This is a genomic window from Pseudidiomarina aestuarii (assembly GCF_048263735.1).
GTDB lineage: Bacteria > Pseudomonadota > Gammaproteobacteria > Enterobacterales > Alteromonadaceae > Pseudidiomarina > Pseudidiomarina aestuarii_B.
This window is the reverse complement of record NZ_JBLXDX010000002.1, coordinates 424043-442929: the sequence shown is the minus strand read 5'-3', so window position 1 is coordinate 442929 and position 18887 is coordinate 424043. Positions and strand designations below refer to the sequence as shown.

The following is an 18887-nucleotide window of genomic DNA, read 5'->3' as shown; positions in this document are numbered from 1 at the left end:
GAATTAGTTCGCGTTGCAGTCTTGGCACAACCCATGTGCCTCGATGGTCTGCGTTGCAACGCGAAAACCTTGCCCTTCAGCTTGTTTGCGTAGCGCATCGTAAACCCCATCTGATTGAATCTCTTGGACGTTACCGCACGATTCACAAATGAGCATTTGGACTGGATGTTGATGGTCAAAATGGCTACATAGAACGTAGCTGTTTGATGAAGTGATTTTGTGGACGAAACCTTGTTCTTGTAAAAAGTCCAGCGCACGGTAAATAGTCGGTGGTTTAGCGTTAGGAACGGCAGCTCTGAGCTTATCGAGTAGATCATAAGCGCCTACTGCACCAGACTCGCCAGCGAGGATCTCGAACACTTCACGGCGTGCTGGAGTCAGTCGAGCGCCGCGTTGTTCGCATATTTTTTCGGCTTTGGTGATGAGCCGCATGGTTTCTTTTGAAGTCATGACGCAAGTTTACCACGGGGTTTAAGACTGGGATAGACTCAGTCATACAGCTTTTCTCGATTCATCTTCTAGAGTGAGAATAATAATGAAGAAGTGGTTTGTAGGATACCTATTCGCATTGCTGCTGAGTGTCGGCGCGATAGCACATGCAGCCGTTGCTACAGAGCTCGATTTGCAGGAACTCAGTGTAGAGCAATTACAGCAAGGCATGGCTGCGGGTGACTTCACGAGTGTAGATGTCGTGAACTTCTATTTAGCGCGAATCTACCAGCACAACCAAGACGGTGCTAATTTGCGCGCGGTTAACACCCTGCTGGATACCGAAGCACTCCACGACATAGCTAAAAAGCTGGATGCCGAGCGCGCTGCGGGTAATGTTCGTGGACCACTGCATGGCATTCCGGTGTTATTGAAGGACAATATTGATACGGCCGACGGCATGCCGAATACGGGTGGGTCTTGGTTACTCAGAGAACATTTTGCACCTGATGATGCATTTATCGTGCAACGCCTCCGTGCTGCAGGCGCCATCATTATGGGTAAAGCTAACTTGAGCGAGTGGGCAAACTTTCGTTCCACGGCATCGGCTTCAGGCTGGAGCAGCTTTGGTGGTCAGGTCAAGAATCCGTTTGACACCTCGCGCACTGCTTGCGGCTCCAGCTCTGGTTCAGCGGTTGCGGTAAGCGCAAACTTCGTTGCGCTTGCGGTCGGTACAGAAACGGACGGTTCATTGACTTGTCCAGCAACGATTAATGGAGTTGTTACCATCAAGCCAACCGTTGGCTTACTGAGTCGAGATGGGATTATTCCGATTTCGTCGAGCCAAGATACTGCTGGCCCACTAACACGAACCGTTCGTGATGCTGTGTATCTATTGAGCGCCATGACTGGACAAGATAGTGCTGATGCTGCCAGCTTCGATTCAGAAGTCGATTTCACCGCACATTTAAAAGCAGATGGTTTGCGCGGCAAGCGTATCGGTATCGTCCGTGAGTTGACGGGCTATCACGCGGGTGTCGATGCGCTGTTTGAACAACAACTTGTCGTATTGCGGGAAGCTGGTGCGGAAGTAGTTGATGATCTTTCATTCCCGAATGGTCGCAACTGGGGTGGGGACGAGTTCACGGTTTTGTTGCATGAGTTCAAAGCCGATATGCAAAGCTATTTTGAGGCGAGCCCGCATCCGGATTACACAACCTTGAGTGATTTGATTGCAGCGAATCAGGCACATGCCAGTCGAGTGATGCCATGGTTTGGTCAAGAGCTATTTGAAATGGCAGAGCAACGCACAGCCAAACAACAAGAAGCATACGAGCAAGCACGGGCTGACGCGAAACGTAAAGCAGGCGCCGAAGGTATCGACGCGTTATTAGCGGCGCATGACCTTGATCTATTGATTGCACCGACGGGTGGGCCAGCCTGGAAAACTGACTTGAATACTGGCGACCACTTTCTCGGTTCAGCGAGTGGAGCCGCGGCGGTCGCAGGCTATCCACACATCAGTGTGCCTATGGGCTTTGTGCACCATTTACCGATTGGTTTGAGTTTCTTTGGGACGGCGAAGAGTGAGCCGATACTCATTGAAGCTGCATACGACTTCGAGCAGCGGACTCAAGCACGTCGTGCGCCGCAGTTGACTGCGCCATTCTAGGAAAGCTTGCTCGCTGAGCGTTGATATTAAAAACTGGCATTGAATTCTGGGGCTGGTATCATACGCAGCCCCAAAATTAAGTGGTTTGAGTTAGGTTAAACAAAGAGTCATGAGTAAATTAATTGCTGTAGCACCGATGCTCGATTGGACTGATCGGCATTGTCGCTACTTCCACAGACAATTTTCTCAACACACTGTGCTGTACACCGAAATGGTGACCACCGGTGCGATTCTGTTTGGCCAACAAGATCATCTTGGATTTAGCGATGCCGAGCAGCCGGTGGTGTTGCAACTCGGTGGCAGTGACCCAACTGCTATGGCTGAGTGCACCGCAATCGCCGCAGAGCGGGGCTATCAAGAAGTAAATATTAATGTGGGGTGTCCGTCTGAGCGTGTTCAAAACGGGAGCTTCGGTGCTTGTTTGATGACCACGCCTGAGACCATCGCGGAGTGTGTTGAAGCGATGCAAAAGTCCGCGCCAACTACTCGTATCTCTGTGAAAACCCGGCTCGGTATTGACGACCATGATAGCGATGAATTTTTGCAACGCTTTATGGAGCCGGTGATGGCTGCAGGTTGCCAGCATTTTACGTTGCATGCACGGACCGCTTGGCTGAAGGGTCTCAGTCCAAAGCAAAATCGAGAAATTCCACCGCTTCAGTATGACCGCGTCTACCGTATGAAAGACCGCTATCCACAGCTACACATCAGTATTAATGGTGGTATTAAAGATGCAACGTCGATTGCTGAACATCTGCAGCTCGTTGATGGCGTTATGGTCGGTCGTGAGGCCTATCAGAATCCAGAATTGATTGGTTCGTTTGACGGCATACTCGGTTATGAGACCCATTCGCGCTCTACCGAACAAGTGATTGCAGCAATGATTCCCTACATTGATGGTCACGTGCAGACGGGTGGACGAGTGTGGCACGTGGTTCGGCATATGTTAGGTCTCTTCAACGGCCAACCGGGTGCTAAACGCTGGCGGCAAGTGATCAGTCAGCAAGGACCGACTGCACAATCTGCGGCAGAGCTATTTGAATTCGCGCTCGAAGAAGTGTCTGTAGCACGCGAAAAATTTCACCAAAAAGTGGCGGAATACGCCAACTAACCATTCTGTGATGTCCCAGCGCTTCATAGTCATCGTTACCTTCCTAGTCTAGATTTAATCAACATTAAAAAATAAAACCATTTAAAAACAATAGCATAGCCACGACATTTAAAAGTTGGCACAACCTTTGCTGTGTTCTTATCGACTTAACTAGTATTCACAGCCGTAACGTGAAGTATCAAAACCTCGATAAGGAAAACGAAAATGAACACCATGTTAAAAGTAGCGGTTGCAGCAGTTGTTTTAAGCGTATCTAGCGGCGCATTGGCAAACGATGACAAGTCGTCACTGGAATTGAACTTAGGTGCAATGTTTAGTGCGCAAGTGGAGAGCATTCAAGTGGAACTCGTGAATGCGACCAAATCAGCACTCGAAGCAACGGTCAATGATTGGAAACTTGCTTTTGCTGACGACGAAAATGAATCAGTCGTTACTGTGGCAGCAGTTGCCACCAACGCTGATGCTAAAGCTTCAGACGAGTAAGATCGGGGGAGCCAAGGATGTTATTACAACCCATGTTCCTTACACTGATGATGATCGCACCCGTAGTTGGTACGGTAGTAGCGGGTGCGGTAGTCATCGCGTCTAGTGCGGTCAGCTCACACAAATCAGGGTGATCACCGATCCCAGTTGTGCTAGTCTGCAACTCTTCAAAAGTGACTCAATTGAGTCGATAACTAGAGGAAGTTGCCGGTGAAACAGCATGTACTGATTGGCTTGGTGAGCGCCCTAACTTTAAGCGCTTCAGCAGTAGCACAAACCTATCAAGCAAGTGAGAAAGCAATTCAGCTTGCGCAAGATAATCTCATCATTGATACCCACATCGACGTGCCATATCGACTCGAAAAAGATTGGGAAGATGTCACGGTAGCGACCGAACGTGGCGACTTCGACTATCCGCGAGCAGTTGTCGGTGGTCTCAATGTGCCTTTCATGTCCATTTACATCCCAGCAAACCTCGAACGTACCGAAGGTGCCAGCTATCAGTTAGCGCACAAACTCATTGATAGCATGGAAGCGCTTGCCTATCGCGCGCCGGATAAATTTGATATTGCCTACAGCGTGGCTGATGTCGAAGAGCAGTACGAGCGTGGCGTTATTTCGATCGCGATGGGAATGGAAAATGGCTCGCCGATTGAAGGCGATTTAGCAAACTTGCGAACTTTCTACGAGCGCGGCATTCGCTACATTACATTGGCGCACTCTGAATCAAATCATATTGCCGACTCGTCGTATGATATCCGGAAGCAATGGAACGGTTTAAGCCCATTTGGTGTTGAACTCGTTGAAGCAATGAACAAAACGGGTGTCATGGTCGATATTTCGCATGTTTCTGACGACGCATTCTGGCAAACACTTGAAGTGACGAAAGTACCTGTCATCGCATCACACTCGTCACTGCGTCGCTACACACCGGGCTTCGAACGCAATATGAGTGACGATATGATCAAAGCACTCGCCGACAACGGTGGTGTCATCATGATTAACTACGGCAGTTCGTTCGTCACGCAGCAAGCTAACCGCTACAACGCTATGATCGCGAAGCAAGCGGAAGCGATTCGTGAAGAGCTCGGTGCTGACTCTGAAGAAGCCCAAGCACGAATCGAGAAATTGCGCAGCAGCAATCCATATCCATTCGCAACATTAGAGCAAGTCTTAGACCATATCGACCATGTCGTTGACTTGGTTGGTATTGAGTACGTCGGTATTGGTTCGGACTATGATGGCGTCGGTGACTCATTGCCTGTTGGACTCAAGGACGTTGCGAGCTACCCAAATTTGATTCAAGGCTTACTGGATCGCGGCTATTCGGACGCAGATATCAAGAAAATCCTGAACGAAAATCTACTCCGCGTATGGCGCGAGGTAGAGGCGTACGCCGCCACACACTAGTCAACAGTAAATAGTGAACAGTGAAAAGACAAAGACGAACCATCACATCTCTTTGTCTTTTCCATTCACTACCTACCTTTCGCTATCTATTCACTATTCACCGTTCACCGTTCACTATTCACTATTCACCAGTCATTTGGTGTTGCTTTTCCCCTTCAAAAGCGTATAATTCGCGACCACAGTTGGAAACCCCTCGGGGATTTTGCTGACTGTATTTAGGTTGCCACAGCAGTCCCGATAGGGGATTGAATGTATTTTCGTTGAAAATACCTCACCCGGTATGTGCCAGGGTGGCGGTTTTTTTCTGTGCTCTTTTTTAAATGCTCTTTATATTGAGGCTATTTACATGGCTAATCAAAGAATTCGGATTCGCTTGAAAGCGTTCGATCACCGTCTGATTGACCAGTCAACAGCAGAAATCGTTGAAACTGCTAAACGCACTGGTGCTCAGGTACGTGGTCCAATCCCACTGCCTACGCGCAAAGAACGTTTTACTGTGTTGATTTCACCACACGTAAATAAAGATGCGCGTGACCAGTACGAAATCCGTACCCACAAGCGTTTGATTGACATCATGGACCCAACTGACAAGACCGTTGACGCATTAATGCGTTTGGACCTGGCAGCTGGCGTTGATGTACAAATCAGCCTGGGTTAAGCGGGCAGTAATAGGATTACACACGAGAGGTTTTAACAATGGCTATTGGTCTAGTCGGTCGTAAAGTAGGAATGACTCGCGTCTTCCAAGAAGACGGCGCTTCTGTACCTGTTACTGTGATCGAAGTGACAGCAAACCGTGTGACTCAGGTTAAATCTGAGGACACCGACGGCTATCGTGCGCTTCAAGTTACAACAGGTGACAAAAAAGCAAACCGCGTTACTAAACCACTTGCGGGTCACTATGCGAAAGCTGGTGTCGAAGCAGGTCGCGGACTCTGGGAATTCCGCCTAGAGAACGGTGAAGGTGAAGATTACGCAGTAGGTTCTGAAATCACTGTCGAAATTTTTGCAGACACCAAAAAAGTTGACGTTACCGGCACCTCTAAAGGTAAAGGTTTCCAAGGTGCTGTTAAGCGCTGGAATTTCCGTACTCAAGACGCTACTCATGGTAACTCGTTGTCGCATCGCGCTCCGGGTTCTATCGGTCAGAACCAGTCTCCGGGTCGGGTATTCAAGGGCAAGAAAATGGCAGGCCAAATGGGTAACAAGCAAATTACCGTGCAAACTCTAGATGTTGTACGTGTAGACGCTGAGCGTGGCTTGTTATTGGTTCGTGGCGCTGTCCCTGGTGCTACTGGCGGTGATGTCATCATCAAGCCAGCAGTCAAGGCTAAGGCGTAACGTCCGAGGAGAATGGTGATGGAATTAACATTTAAAGACGCAAAAGGCGCTCTTGAAGTTTCCGAAGCAACCTTTGGACGCGAGTTCAACGAAGCTTTGGTACATCAGGTAGTTGTTGCCTATGCTGCGGGTGCTCGTCAGGGCTCCAAAGCACAGAAAACGCGTTCTGAAGTATCTGGCGGTGGCAAAAAGCCATGGCGTCAAAAAGGTACTGGCCGTGCTCGTGCAGGTACTATCCGTAGCCCAATCTGGCGCTCTGGTGGTACTACGTTTGCAGCAAAACCACGCAGCCACGACCAAAAAGTAAACAAAAAAATGTACCGCGGTGCTTTGAAAAGCATTTTGTCAGAATTGGTTCGTCAGGACCGTCTGATTGTGGTCGAAAACTTTGGTGTTGATTCACCAAAGACCAAGCAATTAGCTGCCAAGTTAAAAGCAATGGATTTGAGTGACGTGTTGATCGTGACCAAAGAAGTTGAAGAGAACTTGTTCTTAGCGTCACGCAACTTGCATAAAGTTGATGTACGTGATGTTCAAGGCGTTGATCCAGTAAGCCTGATTGCTTTTGAAAAAGTATTGATGACTGCTGAAGCAGTGAAGCAGCTTGAGGAGGTATTGTCATGATGCGCGAAGAACGTTTACTTCAAGTAATCTTGGCTCCTCACGTTTCTGAGAAGTCGACTATGACTGCAGAGACTGCGAATACTGTGGTATTCAAAGTTGCTACGAACGCTACCAAAACTGAAATCAAAGCAGCTGTTGAAAAGTTGTTTGAAGTTGAAGTTGAAGGTGTTCGCACTGTCAACGTAAAAGGCAAAACCAAACGTACAGGCATGCGCTTCGGTAAGCGTAGTGACTGGAAGAAAGCGTATGTCACCCTGAAAGAAGGTGCGGACATCGACTTCGTCGGCGGCGCTGAGTAACAGGAGGAATTCACATGGCATTAGTTAAGTGTAAGCCTACGTCACCAGGTCGTCGTCACCTCGTTAAAGTGGTAAACGAAGATCTGTACAAAGGTAAGCCTTACGCCCCGTTGTTGGATAAAAACAACAAGAAAGGCGGACGTAACAATAATGGTCGTATCACGGTACGTCACATCGGTGGTGGTCATAAGCAACACTATCGCATGATTGACTTCAAGCGTGATAAAGACGGTATCCCAGCAAAAGTTGAGCGTTTGGAATATGATCCAAACCGTTCTGCAAACATCGCTTTGGTGTTGTATGCAGATGGTGAGCGTCGTTACATCCTTGCTCCTAAGAACCTGAAAGCTGGTGATAAAGTTCAATCTGGTGCTGATGCACCTATCAAAGCGGGTAACACCTTGCCACTGCGTAATATTCCAGTAGGTTCGGTTGTACACGCAATTGAAATGAAGCCTGGTAAAGGCGCCCAGATGGCTCGTTCAGCTGGTGCTTCAGTACAGGTTTTGGCTCGCGATGGCGCGTACGTGACCTTACGTCTGCGTTCTGGTGAAGTTCGCCGGATCCAGTCAGAGTGTCGTGCAACCATCGGTGAAGTCGGCAACGCAGAACACATGCTGCGTCAATTGGGTAAAGCTGGTGCAACGCGCTGGCGTGGTGTTCGTCCTACCGTTCGCGGTGTGGCGATGAACCCAGTTGATCACCCACACGGTGGTGGTGAAGGTCGTACTTCAGGTGGTCGTCATCCGGTTACTCCATGGGGTACACCGACGAAGGGTTATAAGACCCGCAAAAACAAGCGTACCGATAAGTTCATCGTACGTCGTCGCAACAAATAAGAGTTGAGGATTTAACATGCCACGTTCTCTTAAAAAAGGTCCATTTATTGACCTTCACCTATTGAATAAGGTGGAGAAAGCGTTGGAAGCCGGGGACAAGAAGCCAATTAAAACTTGGTCCCGCCGTTCAATGATTATCCCTGATATGATCGGCTTAACTATTGCTGTTCATAACGGTCGCCAGCACGTACCAGTATTCGTTTCTGACGAAATGATTGGTCACAAGCTTGGTGAATTTGCACCAACCCGCACTTATCGTGGCCACGCCGCTGATAAGAAAGCGAAGAAACGTTAAGGGAGACGAGAGATGGAAGCTATTGCTATTCACAAGTTTGCCAAACTTTCTGCGCAAAAAGGCCGGTTGGTTGCTGACCAGATTCGTGGTCTTCCAGTAGCGAAAGCTTTGGAAGTACTGGCATACAGCCCTAAAGATGCAGCTGGTCTGCTGAAAAAGGTGTTGGAGTCAGCCATCGCGAATGCTGAACACAACGAAGGCGCTGACATCGACGAGCTTAAAGTTGCGAAAGTCACAGTAGACGAAGGTCCAACTATGAAACGCATCAAGCCTCGTGCGAAAGGTCGTGCTGATCGTATCTTTAAGCGTACCAGCCACATTACTGTGGTTGTTTCAGATAGCTAGGAGATAAGTTATGGGTCAGAAAGTACATCCTAATGGTATTCGCCTAGGTATCACCAAACCATGGAATTCAACCTGGTTCGCGAATACGAAAGATTTCGCAGATAACCTGCACAGCGATCACTTGGTTCGTAAGATGTTGAACAAGCAACTGAGCAATGCATCAGTTTCTCGTATCGTCATCGAGCGTCCAGCGAAGAGCATTCGCGTCACTATCCACACAGCCCGTCCAGGTGTTGTGATTGGTAAGAAAGGCGAAGACGTCGAGAAGCTGCGTCAAGCGGTTTCTAAGTTGACTGGCGTACCAGCGCAAATCAACATCTCAGAAGTGCGTAAGCCTGAATTGGACGCACAACTGGTTGCTGAGAACATCACTGGTCAGTTAGTCCGTCGTGTCATGTTCCGTCGTGCGATGAAGCGTGCAGTACAAAACGCAATGCGTTTAGGCGCGAAAGGTATCAAAGTTGAAGTGAGCGGTCGTTTAGGCGGCGCAGAAATCGCACGTACCGAATGGTACCGCGAAGGTCGCGTTCCACTTCACACGCTCCGTGCTGATATCGATTACGCAACTGCTGAAGCAGGTACCACCTACGGTATCATCGGCGTTAAGGTTTGGATCTTCAAAGGTGAAGTACTTGGCGGCATGCCCGTTGAAGAAAAACCTGCAGCAGCTCCAGCGAAACGCCCTAAAGGCCGTAAGTAAGGAGAGACTAAATGTTACAACCAAAGCGTACAAAATTCCGTAAGGTTCACAAAGGTCGTAACCGTGGCCTGGCGCAATCTGGTAACAAAGTCAGCTTCGGTACTTTCGGTTTGAAAGCGGTTGACCGTGGTCGTATGACTGCGCGTCAAATCGAAGCGGCTCGTCGTGCCATGACGCGTCACGTGAAACGTCAAGGTAAGATTTGGATTCGTGTATTCCCAGATAAGCCAATTACTCAGAAACCACTTGAAGTGCGTATGGGTAAAGGTAAAGGTAGTGTGGAATATTGGGTAGCCCAAATTCAGCCAGGTCGTGTCCTGTATGAAATGGATGGTGTATCGGAAGCAGTAGCGCGTGAAGCGTTTGAGCTTGCGGCCCGTAAGCTGCCATTCAAAACCACCTTTGTAACTCGGACGGTGATGTAATGAAAGCGAACGAACTGAATGATAAAACCGTTGAGCAGCTGCAAGAAGAATTGCTGGGTTTGCGTCGTGAGCAGTTTAACCTGCGCATGCAAGCAGCGACTGGTCAGCTGAATCAAACTCATATGTTGAAGCAAGTGCGCCGTGATATCGCACGTGTGAAAACTATTCTGACTCAGAAGGCAGGTGCGTAATGGCTGAAGAAAAACGTATTCGTACTGTGCAAGGCCGCGTAACAAGCGACAAGATGGATAAGTCTATCACTGTTGCTGTAACACGCCGTGTGAAGCACCCAGTCTACGGTAAGTATATTACTCGTACGACTAAGCTTCATGCTCATGATGAGAACAATGAATGCAACACTGGCGACACCGTGATTATTCGCGAAACTCGTCCAGTATCCAAGACAAAGACTTGGGCATTGGTTGAAATCGTAGAGCGCGCAGAAACGATTTAATCGCTTGCGATTAGAATGTGATTATAGAAAGGCTTCCCTTCGTGGAAGCCTTTTTTTATGATCCAAATTCGCATCTTTTGTATATGTCCCTATACTAAAAGGAAATAAAAACAAGGAGCAAAGACGCATGGGAACTCCCGAGAAAGCCCGTCTGAATCCACCCGTTTTTTATTCTGCGGCTGGTCTTATTTTCCTCATCCTGTTGTTCACATCTATTTTCCCTGAATCAGCAGATTCACTCTTCCAAACGATGCAATCCACCATTATTGCGAACGGCAGTTGGTTTTATGTACTTGCCGTAGCGATGATTTTATTGACGGTGGTTTATCTAGGATTTTCACGCTATGGAATGATCAAGCTGGGTCCTGATCACTCAGTTCCCGATTATTCGAGGCTGACTTGGTTTTCTATGCTTTTCAGCGCAGGTATGGGTATAGGCCTCATGTTTTTTGGCGTTGCCGAACCGGTGATGCACTTCCTAGCGCCGCCAGTAGCTGAAACGGGGACTACGGAAGCGGCGCGTGAGGCCATGAAGATTACATTTTTCCACTGGGGGCTTCATGCGTGGGCAATATATGCCATTGTCGCTCTGATACTTGCGTTCTTTGCGTATCGACATGGCTTACCACTGACCTTGCGTTCTGCGTTGTATCCACTGATTGGCGACCGTATTTATGGCCCGATTGGTCACGTCGTTGATGTGTTCGCTGTTATCGGTACAGTGTTCGGGGTAGCCACCTCGCTCGGTTATGGGGTGTCGCAGGTCAACTCCGGTTTAGGTTATTTATTCGATGTACCGGTTTCTACGACCGTTCAAGTGATGCTTATTGTGGGGGTTACGTTGCTGGCTATCATTTCAGTAACGACCGGTCTAGATAAAGGTATTCGGAGATTATCTGAACTCAATATGGGATTAGCGGTGTTGTTGTTGGTATTTATTTTACTGGCAGGCCCGACGGTATTTTTACTGCAAGCTTTCGTACAGAACACCGGCTCCTATATTGCTGATATCGTTGGCAATACGTTTAATCTATTTGCTTATGAGAAAACCGATTGGATTGGTGGTTGGACTGTTTTCTATTGGGGCTGGTGGTTAAGTTGGGCACCATTCGTAGGACTTTTCATCGCGCGCGTGTCACGTGGCCGTACCATACGTGAATTTGTTTCAGGCGTACTGCTAGTTCCGGCTGGTTTCACGCTCATGTGGATGACCGTGTTTGGTAACTCTGCCATTGATCTCATTATGAACCAAGGCGCGTCGCAACTGGCTGAAATGGTCGAGACTGATGTCCCAGTCGCGTTGTTCGCATTTTTAGAGAACTTCCCGTTTAGTACCTTTTTATCGGGTTTAGCGACACTCATGGTCATTGTATTCTTTGTGACTTCATCGGACTCGGGTTCCATGGTAGTCGATATGCTCTGTTCCAATGGTCGTGATGATACGCCAGTCTGGCAACGTATCTTCTGGGCAAGTGGTGAGGGTGTCGTCGCTATTGTGCTGCTGCTCGCTGGCGGTTTAGGTGCACTGCAGACTATGACGATTGCGAGTGCTTTGCCTTTCACGATTATATTGACGATAGCAACCTATGGGTTGATCAAGGCACTGCGAGTAGATGTTCACAAGAAAGATGCGTTGCAGAACAATTATCTGGGTGCGGCATCGATGAGCAGTAAAAATTGGCGTGAGCGCTTCCAGAATATTATTGATTTCCCTAGTTATCAGGTTGGCGAACGCTTTCTAAACAAAGTGATTCGTCCGGCGTTCGATGAAGTTGCAGAAGAGATGCGCGAAAGCGGGTTGACGGTCGAACTTGAGGTAGATGACGGGAAACAAATGACCTTTAGAGTTGTTCACGGTGATGAGATTGACTTCATCTATCAAGTGCATTTAACGAGTCATATACTGCCGAAGTTCATCAACGCGGTAGAAGAACCGAGTGCGGCTTCGGAAGAGAAAAAGTATTACCGAGCTGAAGTACACTTGCGTGAGGGCGGTCAGGATTATGACATTCTTGGTTGGTCGCGCGATGCGGTGATTGGTGATGTGATTAATCACTATCATAAGCACATGCATTTCTTACATGTGTTGCGATAACAGGGAGGCGTTATGAAAAAGCAATTATTAGCATTGTGCATTAGCGCGAGTTTGAGTGCGTCTGCGCTCGCTCAGGATTCCAGTTCGGAAGCCGTCACCGCCGAGCAAGTGCAGGCATTACTGCAGCAAATGCAAGCATTGCAGCAACGTGTGAGTGAGCTCGAAGCACAGTTGAAGGAACAGCAAGAATCTGAACCGCAAGTTGCAACAGCACCAACTGCATCGGAATCATCTTCAGCGTCGACTGCAGAGCTAGAACCGCGTAAACGCATCAACAGTAGTCCCGCATTAGCGGCTCGTGTAGAGAAGTTAGAAGACGATGTTGAGGCTGCCGAAAATGCACCGATATCGATTGGCGGCGCGGTACGAACGCAATATGTGTGGGCGGATTATGACGATGCCAATACAGATCGTGGTGGTGACTTTGATTTTGACTTGATTCGACTGGACTACAGCGGTTCCATCGGTGACGTTATCCTGTCGGCTCAGTATCGCTGGTTCCAATACATGGAGTCATTGCAACATGCATGGGTCGGCTATAACTTCACGGAGAATTGGCAGGGGCAACTGGGGATTACGAAAGTTCCCTTCGGCATAACGCCATACAACTCCAACAGTTATTTCTTCAGCTCTAATTTTTACGTGGGTTTAGAGGACGATCACGATGCGGGTGTGAAGCTCCGCTATCGCGATACCGATTGGGATCTCGACTTTGCCTTTTTCAAAAATGACGAACAAGGTGGAATCGATGGCTCTGTCAGTGCACGTGAGGACCGTTATGCTTATGATCCGCTCGGCGTTCGTTTGAGCGGTGAGGGTATTTACGATACGCCGACTCTTGCGGTTGGTGAGACCAATAGCATCGCGGTTCGTGCAGCCCGCAAATATGCGCTCAGCGACATCAGTAGTTTTGAAATCGGTTTATCTGGGCAACTCGGCAAAATGAATGATGGTGTGGACGACGTGGGCGACCGCAGTGCCTATGCGCTGCATGGTGTTTATACCTATGGTCGTTGGACGTTTATGGGTCAGGCTACTCAGTATGAATATGATATGGATATGGCGAACGACGGTATCGTAGTTGGTGCCTATGCGTTCTACGATACAATTCCGAACAAAGCCAATCTGTATACTGCAAATATTGCTTATAGCCTGCCGGTCAAAATTGGTCCTATCACGAACCTGACTTTTTATAACGATTTGAGCGTGATGACCAATAAGCGCGGTTATGATGAGGATACTGTCATGAATGTCCTTGGCATGGCGATTTCGGCGGGTGGTTTGTATACCTATGTCGATTTCGTAAAGGCCAAGAACCAGCCTTTTATTGGGGGCACTATGGCAGGTGATAGCGACGATTTTGAAACGCGTTTCAACATCAATATTGGCTACTACTTCTAACGCCGAAATGCTTGTTCTCATAGCGGCAACGCAGTAGAGTGTAACGATTCAAACAGTTGTTTAAGAAGAGGCTTTTGTGAGTCACGATTATCCACATTTACTGCAGCCGCTCGACCTTGGTTTCACGCAAGTTAAAAATCGCGTGTTGATGGGCTCGATGCATACTGGGCTTGAAGAAGAACGCGATGGTTTTCCCAAGTTGGCAGCCTTTTACGAGGAGCGCGCCAAAGGTGGCGTAGGCCTCATCGTAACCGGCGGTATTGCGCCTAACTTTCGTGGTCGAGTCGCCCCGTTTGGGAGTGAGCTGAGTAAACCGTGGCACGTCAAAAAGCACAAATTGATCACAGAAGCTGTGCATCGTCACGGAACCAAAATCTGCATGCAAATTCTGCATACGGGGCGCTATGCGTATCATCCGTTCAATGTAGCTCCGAGTAAGATCAAAGCACCTATCAATCCATTTACACCAAGCGCAATGAGTGATCGCCAAATTCGGACCACGATTGCGCACTTTGCTCGTGCCGCCAAGTTGGCACAGCAAGCGGGTTATGATGGCGTTGAAGTAATGGGTTCTGAAGGTTATTTGATCAACCAGTTCTTGTGTCCAAGAACGAACAAGCGCACCGACCAATGGGGCGGTTCATTTGAGAATCGCAGCCGTTTTGCACTCGAGATTATTAATGCTATACGGGCCGCAGTCGGCTCCGATTTCATTATTATTTACCGGCTGTCGATGCTTGATTTGGTCCCGGATGGCAATCAATTCGATGAAGTCATCGAATTAGGTAAAGCCGTTGAAGCCGCAGGCGTTAACATCATCAATAGTGGTATCGGCTGGCATGAAGCACGCGTGCCGACTATCGTCACTTCAGTACCACGAGGTGCTTTCACCTGGATTACTGCACGCGTCAAAGCGTCGTTATCAATACCTATTGTGGCGGTGAATCGTATCAACACGCCTGAAATAGCCGAGTCTATTCTTGCCAAAGGCGAAGCCGATATGGTGTCGATGGCGCGTCCATTGCTGGCAGACCCGGCTTTCGTTAACAAAGCAGCGCAAGGCGCGGGACATACCATTAATACTTGTATTGCCTGTAACCAAGCCTGTTTAGATCATGTGTTTGAGAACAAGCGAGCCAGTTGTCTCGTCAATCCGCAAGCGTGTTACGAGACTGAATTACAATTTCATCCTGCGAGCACCAAAAAGAAACTGGCTGTGGTGGGTGCAGGCCCAGCTGGACTTGCCTTTTCCTGTTATGCGGCCGAACGTGGTCATGAAGTACACTTGTTTGATAGCGCGAGTGAAATTGGTGGTCAATTCAACTACGCAAAACAGATACCAGGGAAAGAAGAGTTTCATGAAACGATTCGCTATTTCGACCAACGCCTTAAAGATCTGGGTGTGAACCTGCATTTAAACAGTCGGCAGTCAGCGGATTCACTGGTAACCGGTCAGTACGATGATGTGATTTTGGCAACTGGCGTGGTACCACGCGACGTTGCGCTCACCGGTACTAACCCAGACAAAGTCGTGGGCTATTTAGATGTGCTGAGAGACCATAAGGAACTGGGCAAGCGAGTCGCTATTATTGGCGCTGGTGGAATAGGCTTTGACGTGGCGGAATATCTCACCACGGAAGAGTCACCCACACTCGATGTTAAAGCATGGTCGGAAATATGGGGCGTTGATCACGACTACAGCGACCGTGGTGGATTGACCAAACCTGTGCAAGAACATTCGCCTCGACAAATTTTCCTACTCCAGCGCAAGACCAGCAAGGTCGGCGCGGGGCTGGGCAAAACATCCGGCTGGGTGCATCGGGCTACCTTGGCGAAAAAGGGTGTATCTATGTTGGCTGGCTGCAGTTACAAGGAAGTCACTGACAAAGGACTCTTGATTGAGCGTGATGGCGAAATCACAGAGTTGGAAGTCGATCATATCGTGATCTGTGCGGGCCAAATTCCACAACGTGAATTGCAGCAACAGCTGATTGATGCTGGACAGTCTGTTCATCTCATTGGTGGCAGTGATGTGGCTGCGGAACTGGATGCGAAACGAGCAATCCGGCAGGGCGCCGAATTGGCAGCACAAATATAAGCGATGATGCCTCAGTACGATTTACATTGTCATAGCAACTTTTCAGACGGGGCGCTGAGTCCCGCTGATTTGATTGCACGTGCGGCCGAACGCGGAGTGACGCATTTGGCGCTCACTGACCATGACACCACGGCTGGTCTAGCGCCTGCAATGCAAGCAATAGCTGAACAGCAGTTGGATCTTCAGTTGATTCCTGGAGTCGAGATCACGTGTCGTTGGGAAGACTTTGAAATTCACCTTGTTGCACTCCATTTCGATCCCAACGCGGACCAATTACAAGCCTTGCTGAATCAGCAACAGCAACAACGTTTGACTCGCTTTGAGCAGATGTTGGCGAAGCTTCATAAGGCTGGTTTGAACGTGGAGCTTCCGGCATTTAGCCCACAACAAATGCCAACCCGTAAACATTTGGCTGATGCTTTGGTAGAGCAACAGTGGGTGAGTTCATTTGATGCGGTGTTTCGACGTTATCTCGGCAAAGGGCAGCTTGCTTATGTGAGAGGCAATTGGGTTACGCTAGAGGACGCTATCGAAACGGTCGCAGCCGTGGGCGGGGTCAGTGTTATAGCCCATCCGCACGCATATCAATTGAGTAACAAATGGTTACGCCGGTTACTTCAAGAAGCGAAGGATGCAGGTGTAACCGGTATGGAAGTGGCTGTAGGTCAACAATCTCCAGGGCAACGCGAAGCACTCGCAACCTTTGCCAACGAACTTGGGCTCTCGGCGTCTGCGGGTTCTGATTTTCATTACCCATCAAACTGGCGTGATTTGGGTAAAAATATTGTCCTTCCCGAGGCCTGTGTGCCAATATGGCAGCATTGGTAAAGCCCTTTTCCTCGGTAATAACGCAACATGAGTCAGTATTTAACGATCCATCCAGAAAATCCGCAGTCGCGACTCATTGAGCAAGCAGTCGCAACTATCCGTCAAGGCGGCGTGGTGGTGTACCCAACCGACTCTGGTTATGCAATAGGCTGTCGAATCGGCGACAAAAATGCCCTTGAGCGCATTTGTCGAATTCGCGAAATCGACAAAGAACATCATTTTACGTTGATGTGTCGAGATTTGAGTGAATTGTCCGTTTATGCTCGCGTTGACAATCAAGCCTTTCGTCTATTGAAGAATAACACCCCTGGGCCATACACCTTCATTTTGGTGGCCACCAAAGAAGTGCCCAAGCGCATGCTCAATCCAAAACGCAAGACAATTGGCATTCGGGTATCGGATGATCCTATTGTGGTGGCGTTATTGGAGGCACTTGGCGAGCCATTAATGTCGACCAGTTTAGTGTTGCAAGGTCGCGACTTTGCAGAGTCCGACCCGTATGAGATTCAAGAACAGTTGGACCATGCCGTTGATGTCATCATTGACGGTGAACATCGCGGCGAGGAGCCAACTTCCGTTATTGATTTAGCGGATGGAACGGCGAAGGTAATCCGTGAGGGAGCGGGTGATGTCAGTCGCTTCCTCTGAGCCTCTGCAGCAGTCACTGCCGCTGGGCTTTGTGCGCGGCGAACCGGTTATCGACAAACCGGAAGATCTTTATATTCCACCCGATGCACTGGAACTGATTCTCGAGAGTTTTTCCGGACCTATGGATTTGCTGCTGTATCTGATTCGGCGACAAAAGCTCGACATCGTCGATTTACCGATTCTACCGATTACCAAGCAATACATGACCTATGTCGACATGATGAAGGAGTTAAAGCTCGAGCTGGCTGCTGATTACTTAGTCATGGCTGCCATGTTGGCAGAGATTAAAAGTCGAATGTTGCTGCCACGCCCCGCGGCGGTCGAAGACGAAGAATTGGATCCGCGCGCTGAACTCGTTCGACGATTACAAGAATATGAAGCTATTCGGCAAGGTGCACAGCATTTAGATGAACTGCCCCAAATCGGGCGCGATGAGTTTGTGGCACACGCACATACCGATGCCCAAGAACACGTGCAAACTCTATTACCCGAAGTAGCTCTGGCAGAACTCGCATTGGCGTTTGCCCAAGCACTGGCGCATGCAGAGTTGCAACATCATCATCAAGTCCATCGTGAGAAGTTGTCGACTCGCGCACGGATGAGTCGAATTTTAGATTTATTGCAAAGCAAGCAACGCCTTGCTTTTCATGAACTCTTTGAGACTGCGGAGGGTCGCCAGGGGGTTGTGGTGAGCTTTCTAGCAATTCTTGAGCTAGTTAAAGAGGCATTGATTGATGTCGTTCAAGTCGATGCCTATAGTGCCATCCATATAGCTGTTGCGAACCGAACAACAGGTGCCTATGCAGAAGCATCAACTTAAACAAGTTATCGAAGCCTTACTCTTTGTTGCTGAACAACCGCTGAATGAGTCGCAGTTGGCAGAGCAGGTCGAGTCACAGCAGATTACTAAAAAGCAGATAAGAGACGTTCTGGATGAATTGCAACGCGATTATCAAGAGCGCGGCGTGCAGTTGCGAAAAGTCGCTTCGGGTTATAGATTTCAGACGCGAGCCGAATTGGGTGATATAATCAGCAATCTGTGGCAGGAGAAGCCAACCAAGTATTCCCAGGCACTCCTAGAAACCCTTGCACTAATAGCCTATCGCCAGCCGATTACCCGCGGTGATATCGAAGAGATTCGGGGCGTTAGTGTCAGCTCACAGATTATGAAAACACTGCAGGAACGTGGTTGGATTAAAGTCGTTGGCCAGCGTGAAGTCCCAGGTCGGCCTCAACTCTATGCAACGACACCTGAATTTTTAGATTATTTTAGTTTGCAGGACTTAGCCGAGTTACCTGATATCCCAGAGCCGCCCAGTCAGGTGAAGGATGCAGGGCAAAGCACTCAGATAACCGCTGCGACAGCGACAGAAACAGAGTAGACATGCCC

The 18887-nt window shown here is 48.8% G+C and carries 23 protein-coding genes; 22 read left to right on the top strand and 1 reads right to left on the bottom strand.

Translation table 11 applies throughout. The annotated features are described in order from the left end of the window. Positions 1-3: 3 nt before the first annotated feature. Positions 4-450, bottom strand: coding sequence for a zinc uptake transcriptional repressor Zur (gene zur / locus ACN0S4_RS06755; protein ID WP_417656930.1), 447 nt, complete (start codon positions 448-450; stop codon positions 4-6). A gap of 85 nt (positions 451-535) precedes the next feature. Between zur and ACN0S4_RS06750 the strand changes: the two genes are divergently transcribed. The 22 genes from ACN0S4_RS06750 (at position 536) to scpB (ending at position 18879) form a co-directional block, all read left to right on the top strand. Then, positions 536-2101, top strand: a complete 1566-nt coding sequence (locus tag ACN0S4_RS06750) for an amidase (protein ID WP_417656929.1) — start codon at positions 536-538, stop codon at positions 2099-2101. 109 nt (positions 2102-2210) lie between these two features. Then, positions 2211-3212: a tRNA dihydrouridine(20/20a) synthase DusA gene (dusA, locus tag ACN0S4_RS06745; protein WP_417656928.1), complete on the top strand. Its 1002-nt coding sequence runs from the start codon at positions 2211-2213 to the stop codon at positions 3210-3212. A gap of 204 nt (positions 3213-3416) precedes the next feature. Then, on the top strand, positions 3417-3695 hold the full coding sequence (locus ACN0S4_RS06740; RefSeq protein WP_417656927.1) for a hypothetical protein: 279 nt from the start codon (positions 3417-3419) through the stop codon (positions 3693-3695). 210 nt (positions 3696-3905) lie between these two features. Further along, complete coding sequence (locus tag ACN0S4_RS06735; protein ID WP_417656926.1) at positions 3906-5105, top strand: dipeptidase; 1200 nt, start codon at positions 3906-3908, stop codon at positions 5103-5105. Positions 5106-5451: 346 nt separating this feature from the next. Beyond that, entirely contained in the window at positions 5452-5763 is a 312-nt protein-coding gene (gene rpsJ, locus ACN0S4_RS06730; protein ID WP_008488677.1) for a 30S ribosomal protein S10, read from the top strand. 38 nt (positions 5764-5801) lie between these two features. Continuing rightward, positions 5802-6446, top strand: coding sequence for a 50S ribosomal protein L3 (gene rplC / locus ACN0S4_RS06725; protein ID WP_417656925.1), 645 nt, complete (start codon positions 5802-5804; stop codon positions 6444-6446). An 18-nt stretch (positions 6447-6464) separates the two neighbouring features. Continuing rightward, positions 6465-7070: a 50S ribosomal protein L4 gene (rplD, locus tag ACN0S4_RS06720; protein ID WP_169929439.1), complete on the top strand. Its 606-nt coding sequence runs from the start codon at positions 6465-6467 to the stop codon at positions 7068-7070. Continuing rightward, on the top strand, positions 7067-7369 hold the full coding sequence (gene rplW / locus ACN0S4_RS06715; protein ID WP_169929440.1) for a 50S ribosomal protein L23: 303 nt from the start codon (positions 7067-7069) through the stop codon (positions 7367-7369). The genes rplD and rplW overlap by 4 nt, the downstream gene beginning before the upstream one ends. A 14-nt stretch (positions 7370-7383) precedes the next feature. Further along, a complete protein-coding gene (gene rplB, locus ACN0S4_RS06710; RefSeq protein WP_169929441.1) occupies positions 7384-8208 on the top strand; it encodes a 50S ribosomal protein L2 in 825 nt (274 codons plus the stop codon). A gap of 16 nt (positions 8209-8224) precedes the next feature. Next, positions 8225-8503 carry a 30S ribosomal protein S19 gene (rpsS, locus tag ACN0S4_RS06705; RefSeq protein WP_026860408.1) on the top strand — a complete coding sequence of 93 codons (279 nt, stop codon included), beginning with the start codon at positions 8225-8227 and terminating at the stop codon, positions 8501-8503. Positions 8504-8515: 12 nt separating this feature from the next. Next, positions 8516-8848, top strand: coding sequence for a 50S ribosomal protein L22 (rplV, locus tag ACN0S4_RS06700; protein WP_417656924.1), 333 nt, complete (start codon positions 8516-8518; stop codon positions 8846-8848). A 10-nt stretch (positions 8849-8858) separates the two neighbouring features. Further along, positions 8859-9548 (top strand): 30S ribosomal protein S3, encoded by a 690-nt coding sequence (gene rpsC, locus ACN0S4_RS06695; RefSeq protein WP_169929443.1) that lies wholly within the window; start codon positions 8859-8861, stop codon positions 9546-9548. An 11-nt stretch (positions 9549-9559) separates the two neighbouring features. Then, complete coding sequence (gene rplP, locus ACN0S4_RS06690) at positions 9560-9973, top strand: 50S ribosomal protein L16 (RefSeq protein ID WP_169929444.1); 414 nt, start codon at positions 9560-9562, stop codon at positions 9971-9973. After that, the gene (gene rpmC, locus ACN0S4_RS06685; RefSeq protein WP_169929445.1) at positions 9973-10164 is read left to right on the top strand and encodes a 50S ribosomal protein L29; all 192 of its coding nucleotides are present in this window, start codon (positions 9973-9975) and stop codon (positions 10162-10164) included. The genes rplP and rpmC overlap by 1 nt, the downstream gene beginning before the upstream one ends. Continuing rightward, entirely contained in the window at positions 10164-10427 is a 264-nt protein-coding gene (rpsQ, locus tag ACN0S4_RS06680; RefSeq protein WP_169929446.1) for a 30S ribosomal protein S17, read from the top strand. The genes rpmC and rpsQ overlap by 1 nt, the downstream gene beginning before the upstream one ends. Positions 10428-10554: 127 nt before the next feature. Then, positions 10555-12522, top strand: coding sequence for a BCCT family transporter (locus ACN0S4_RS06675; protein ID WP_417656923.1), 1968 nt, complete (start codon positions 10555-10557; stop codon positions 12520-12522). Between the two features lie 12 nt (positions 12523-12534). Then, a complete protein-coding gene (locus ACN0S4_RS06670; protein ID WP_417656922.1) occupies positions 12535-13923 on the top strand; it encodes a carbohydrate porin in 1389 nt (462 codons plus the stop codon). A gap of 76 nt (positions 13924-13999) precedes the next feature. Beyond that, positions 14000-16021, top strand: coding sequence for an FAD-dependent oxidoreductase (locus ACN0S4_RS06665; RefSeq protein WP_417656921.1), 2022 nt, complete (start codon positions 14000-14002; stop codon positions 16019-16021). Between the two features lie 3 nt (positions 16022-16024). Further along, entirely contained in the window at positions 16025-16849 is an 825-nt protein-coding gene (locus tag ACN0S4_RS06660) for a PHP domain-containing protein (protein ID WP_417656920.1), read from the top strand. A gap of 27 nt (positions 16850-16876) precedes the next feature. Then, positions 16877-17497 (top strand): L-threonylcarbamoyladenylate synthase, encoded by a 621-nt coding sequence (locus ACN0S4_RS06655; RefSeq protein ID WP_417656919.1) that lies wholly within the window; start codon positions 16877-16879, stop codon positions 17495-17497. Continuing rightward, positions 17478-18317 carry a segregation and condensation protein A gene (locus tag ACN0S4_RS06650; RefSeq protein WP_417656918.1) on the top strand — a complete coding sequence of 280 codons (840 nt, stop codon included), beginning with the start codon at positions 17478-17480 and terminating at the stop codon, positions 18315-18317. The genes ACN0S4_RS06655 and ACN0S4_RS06650 overlap by 20 nt, the downstream gene beginning before the upstream one ends. Beyond that, on the top strand, positions 18298-18879 hold the full coding sequence (gene scpB, locus ACN0S4_RS06645; RefSeq protein ID WP_417656917.1) for an SMC-Scp complex subunit ScpB: 582 nt from the start codon (positions 18298-18300) through the stop codon (positions 18877-18879). Before ACN0S4_RS06650 ends, scpB begins: the two co-directional genes overlap by 20 nt. Positions 18880-18887 lie beyond the last annotated feature (8 nt).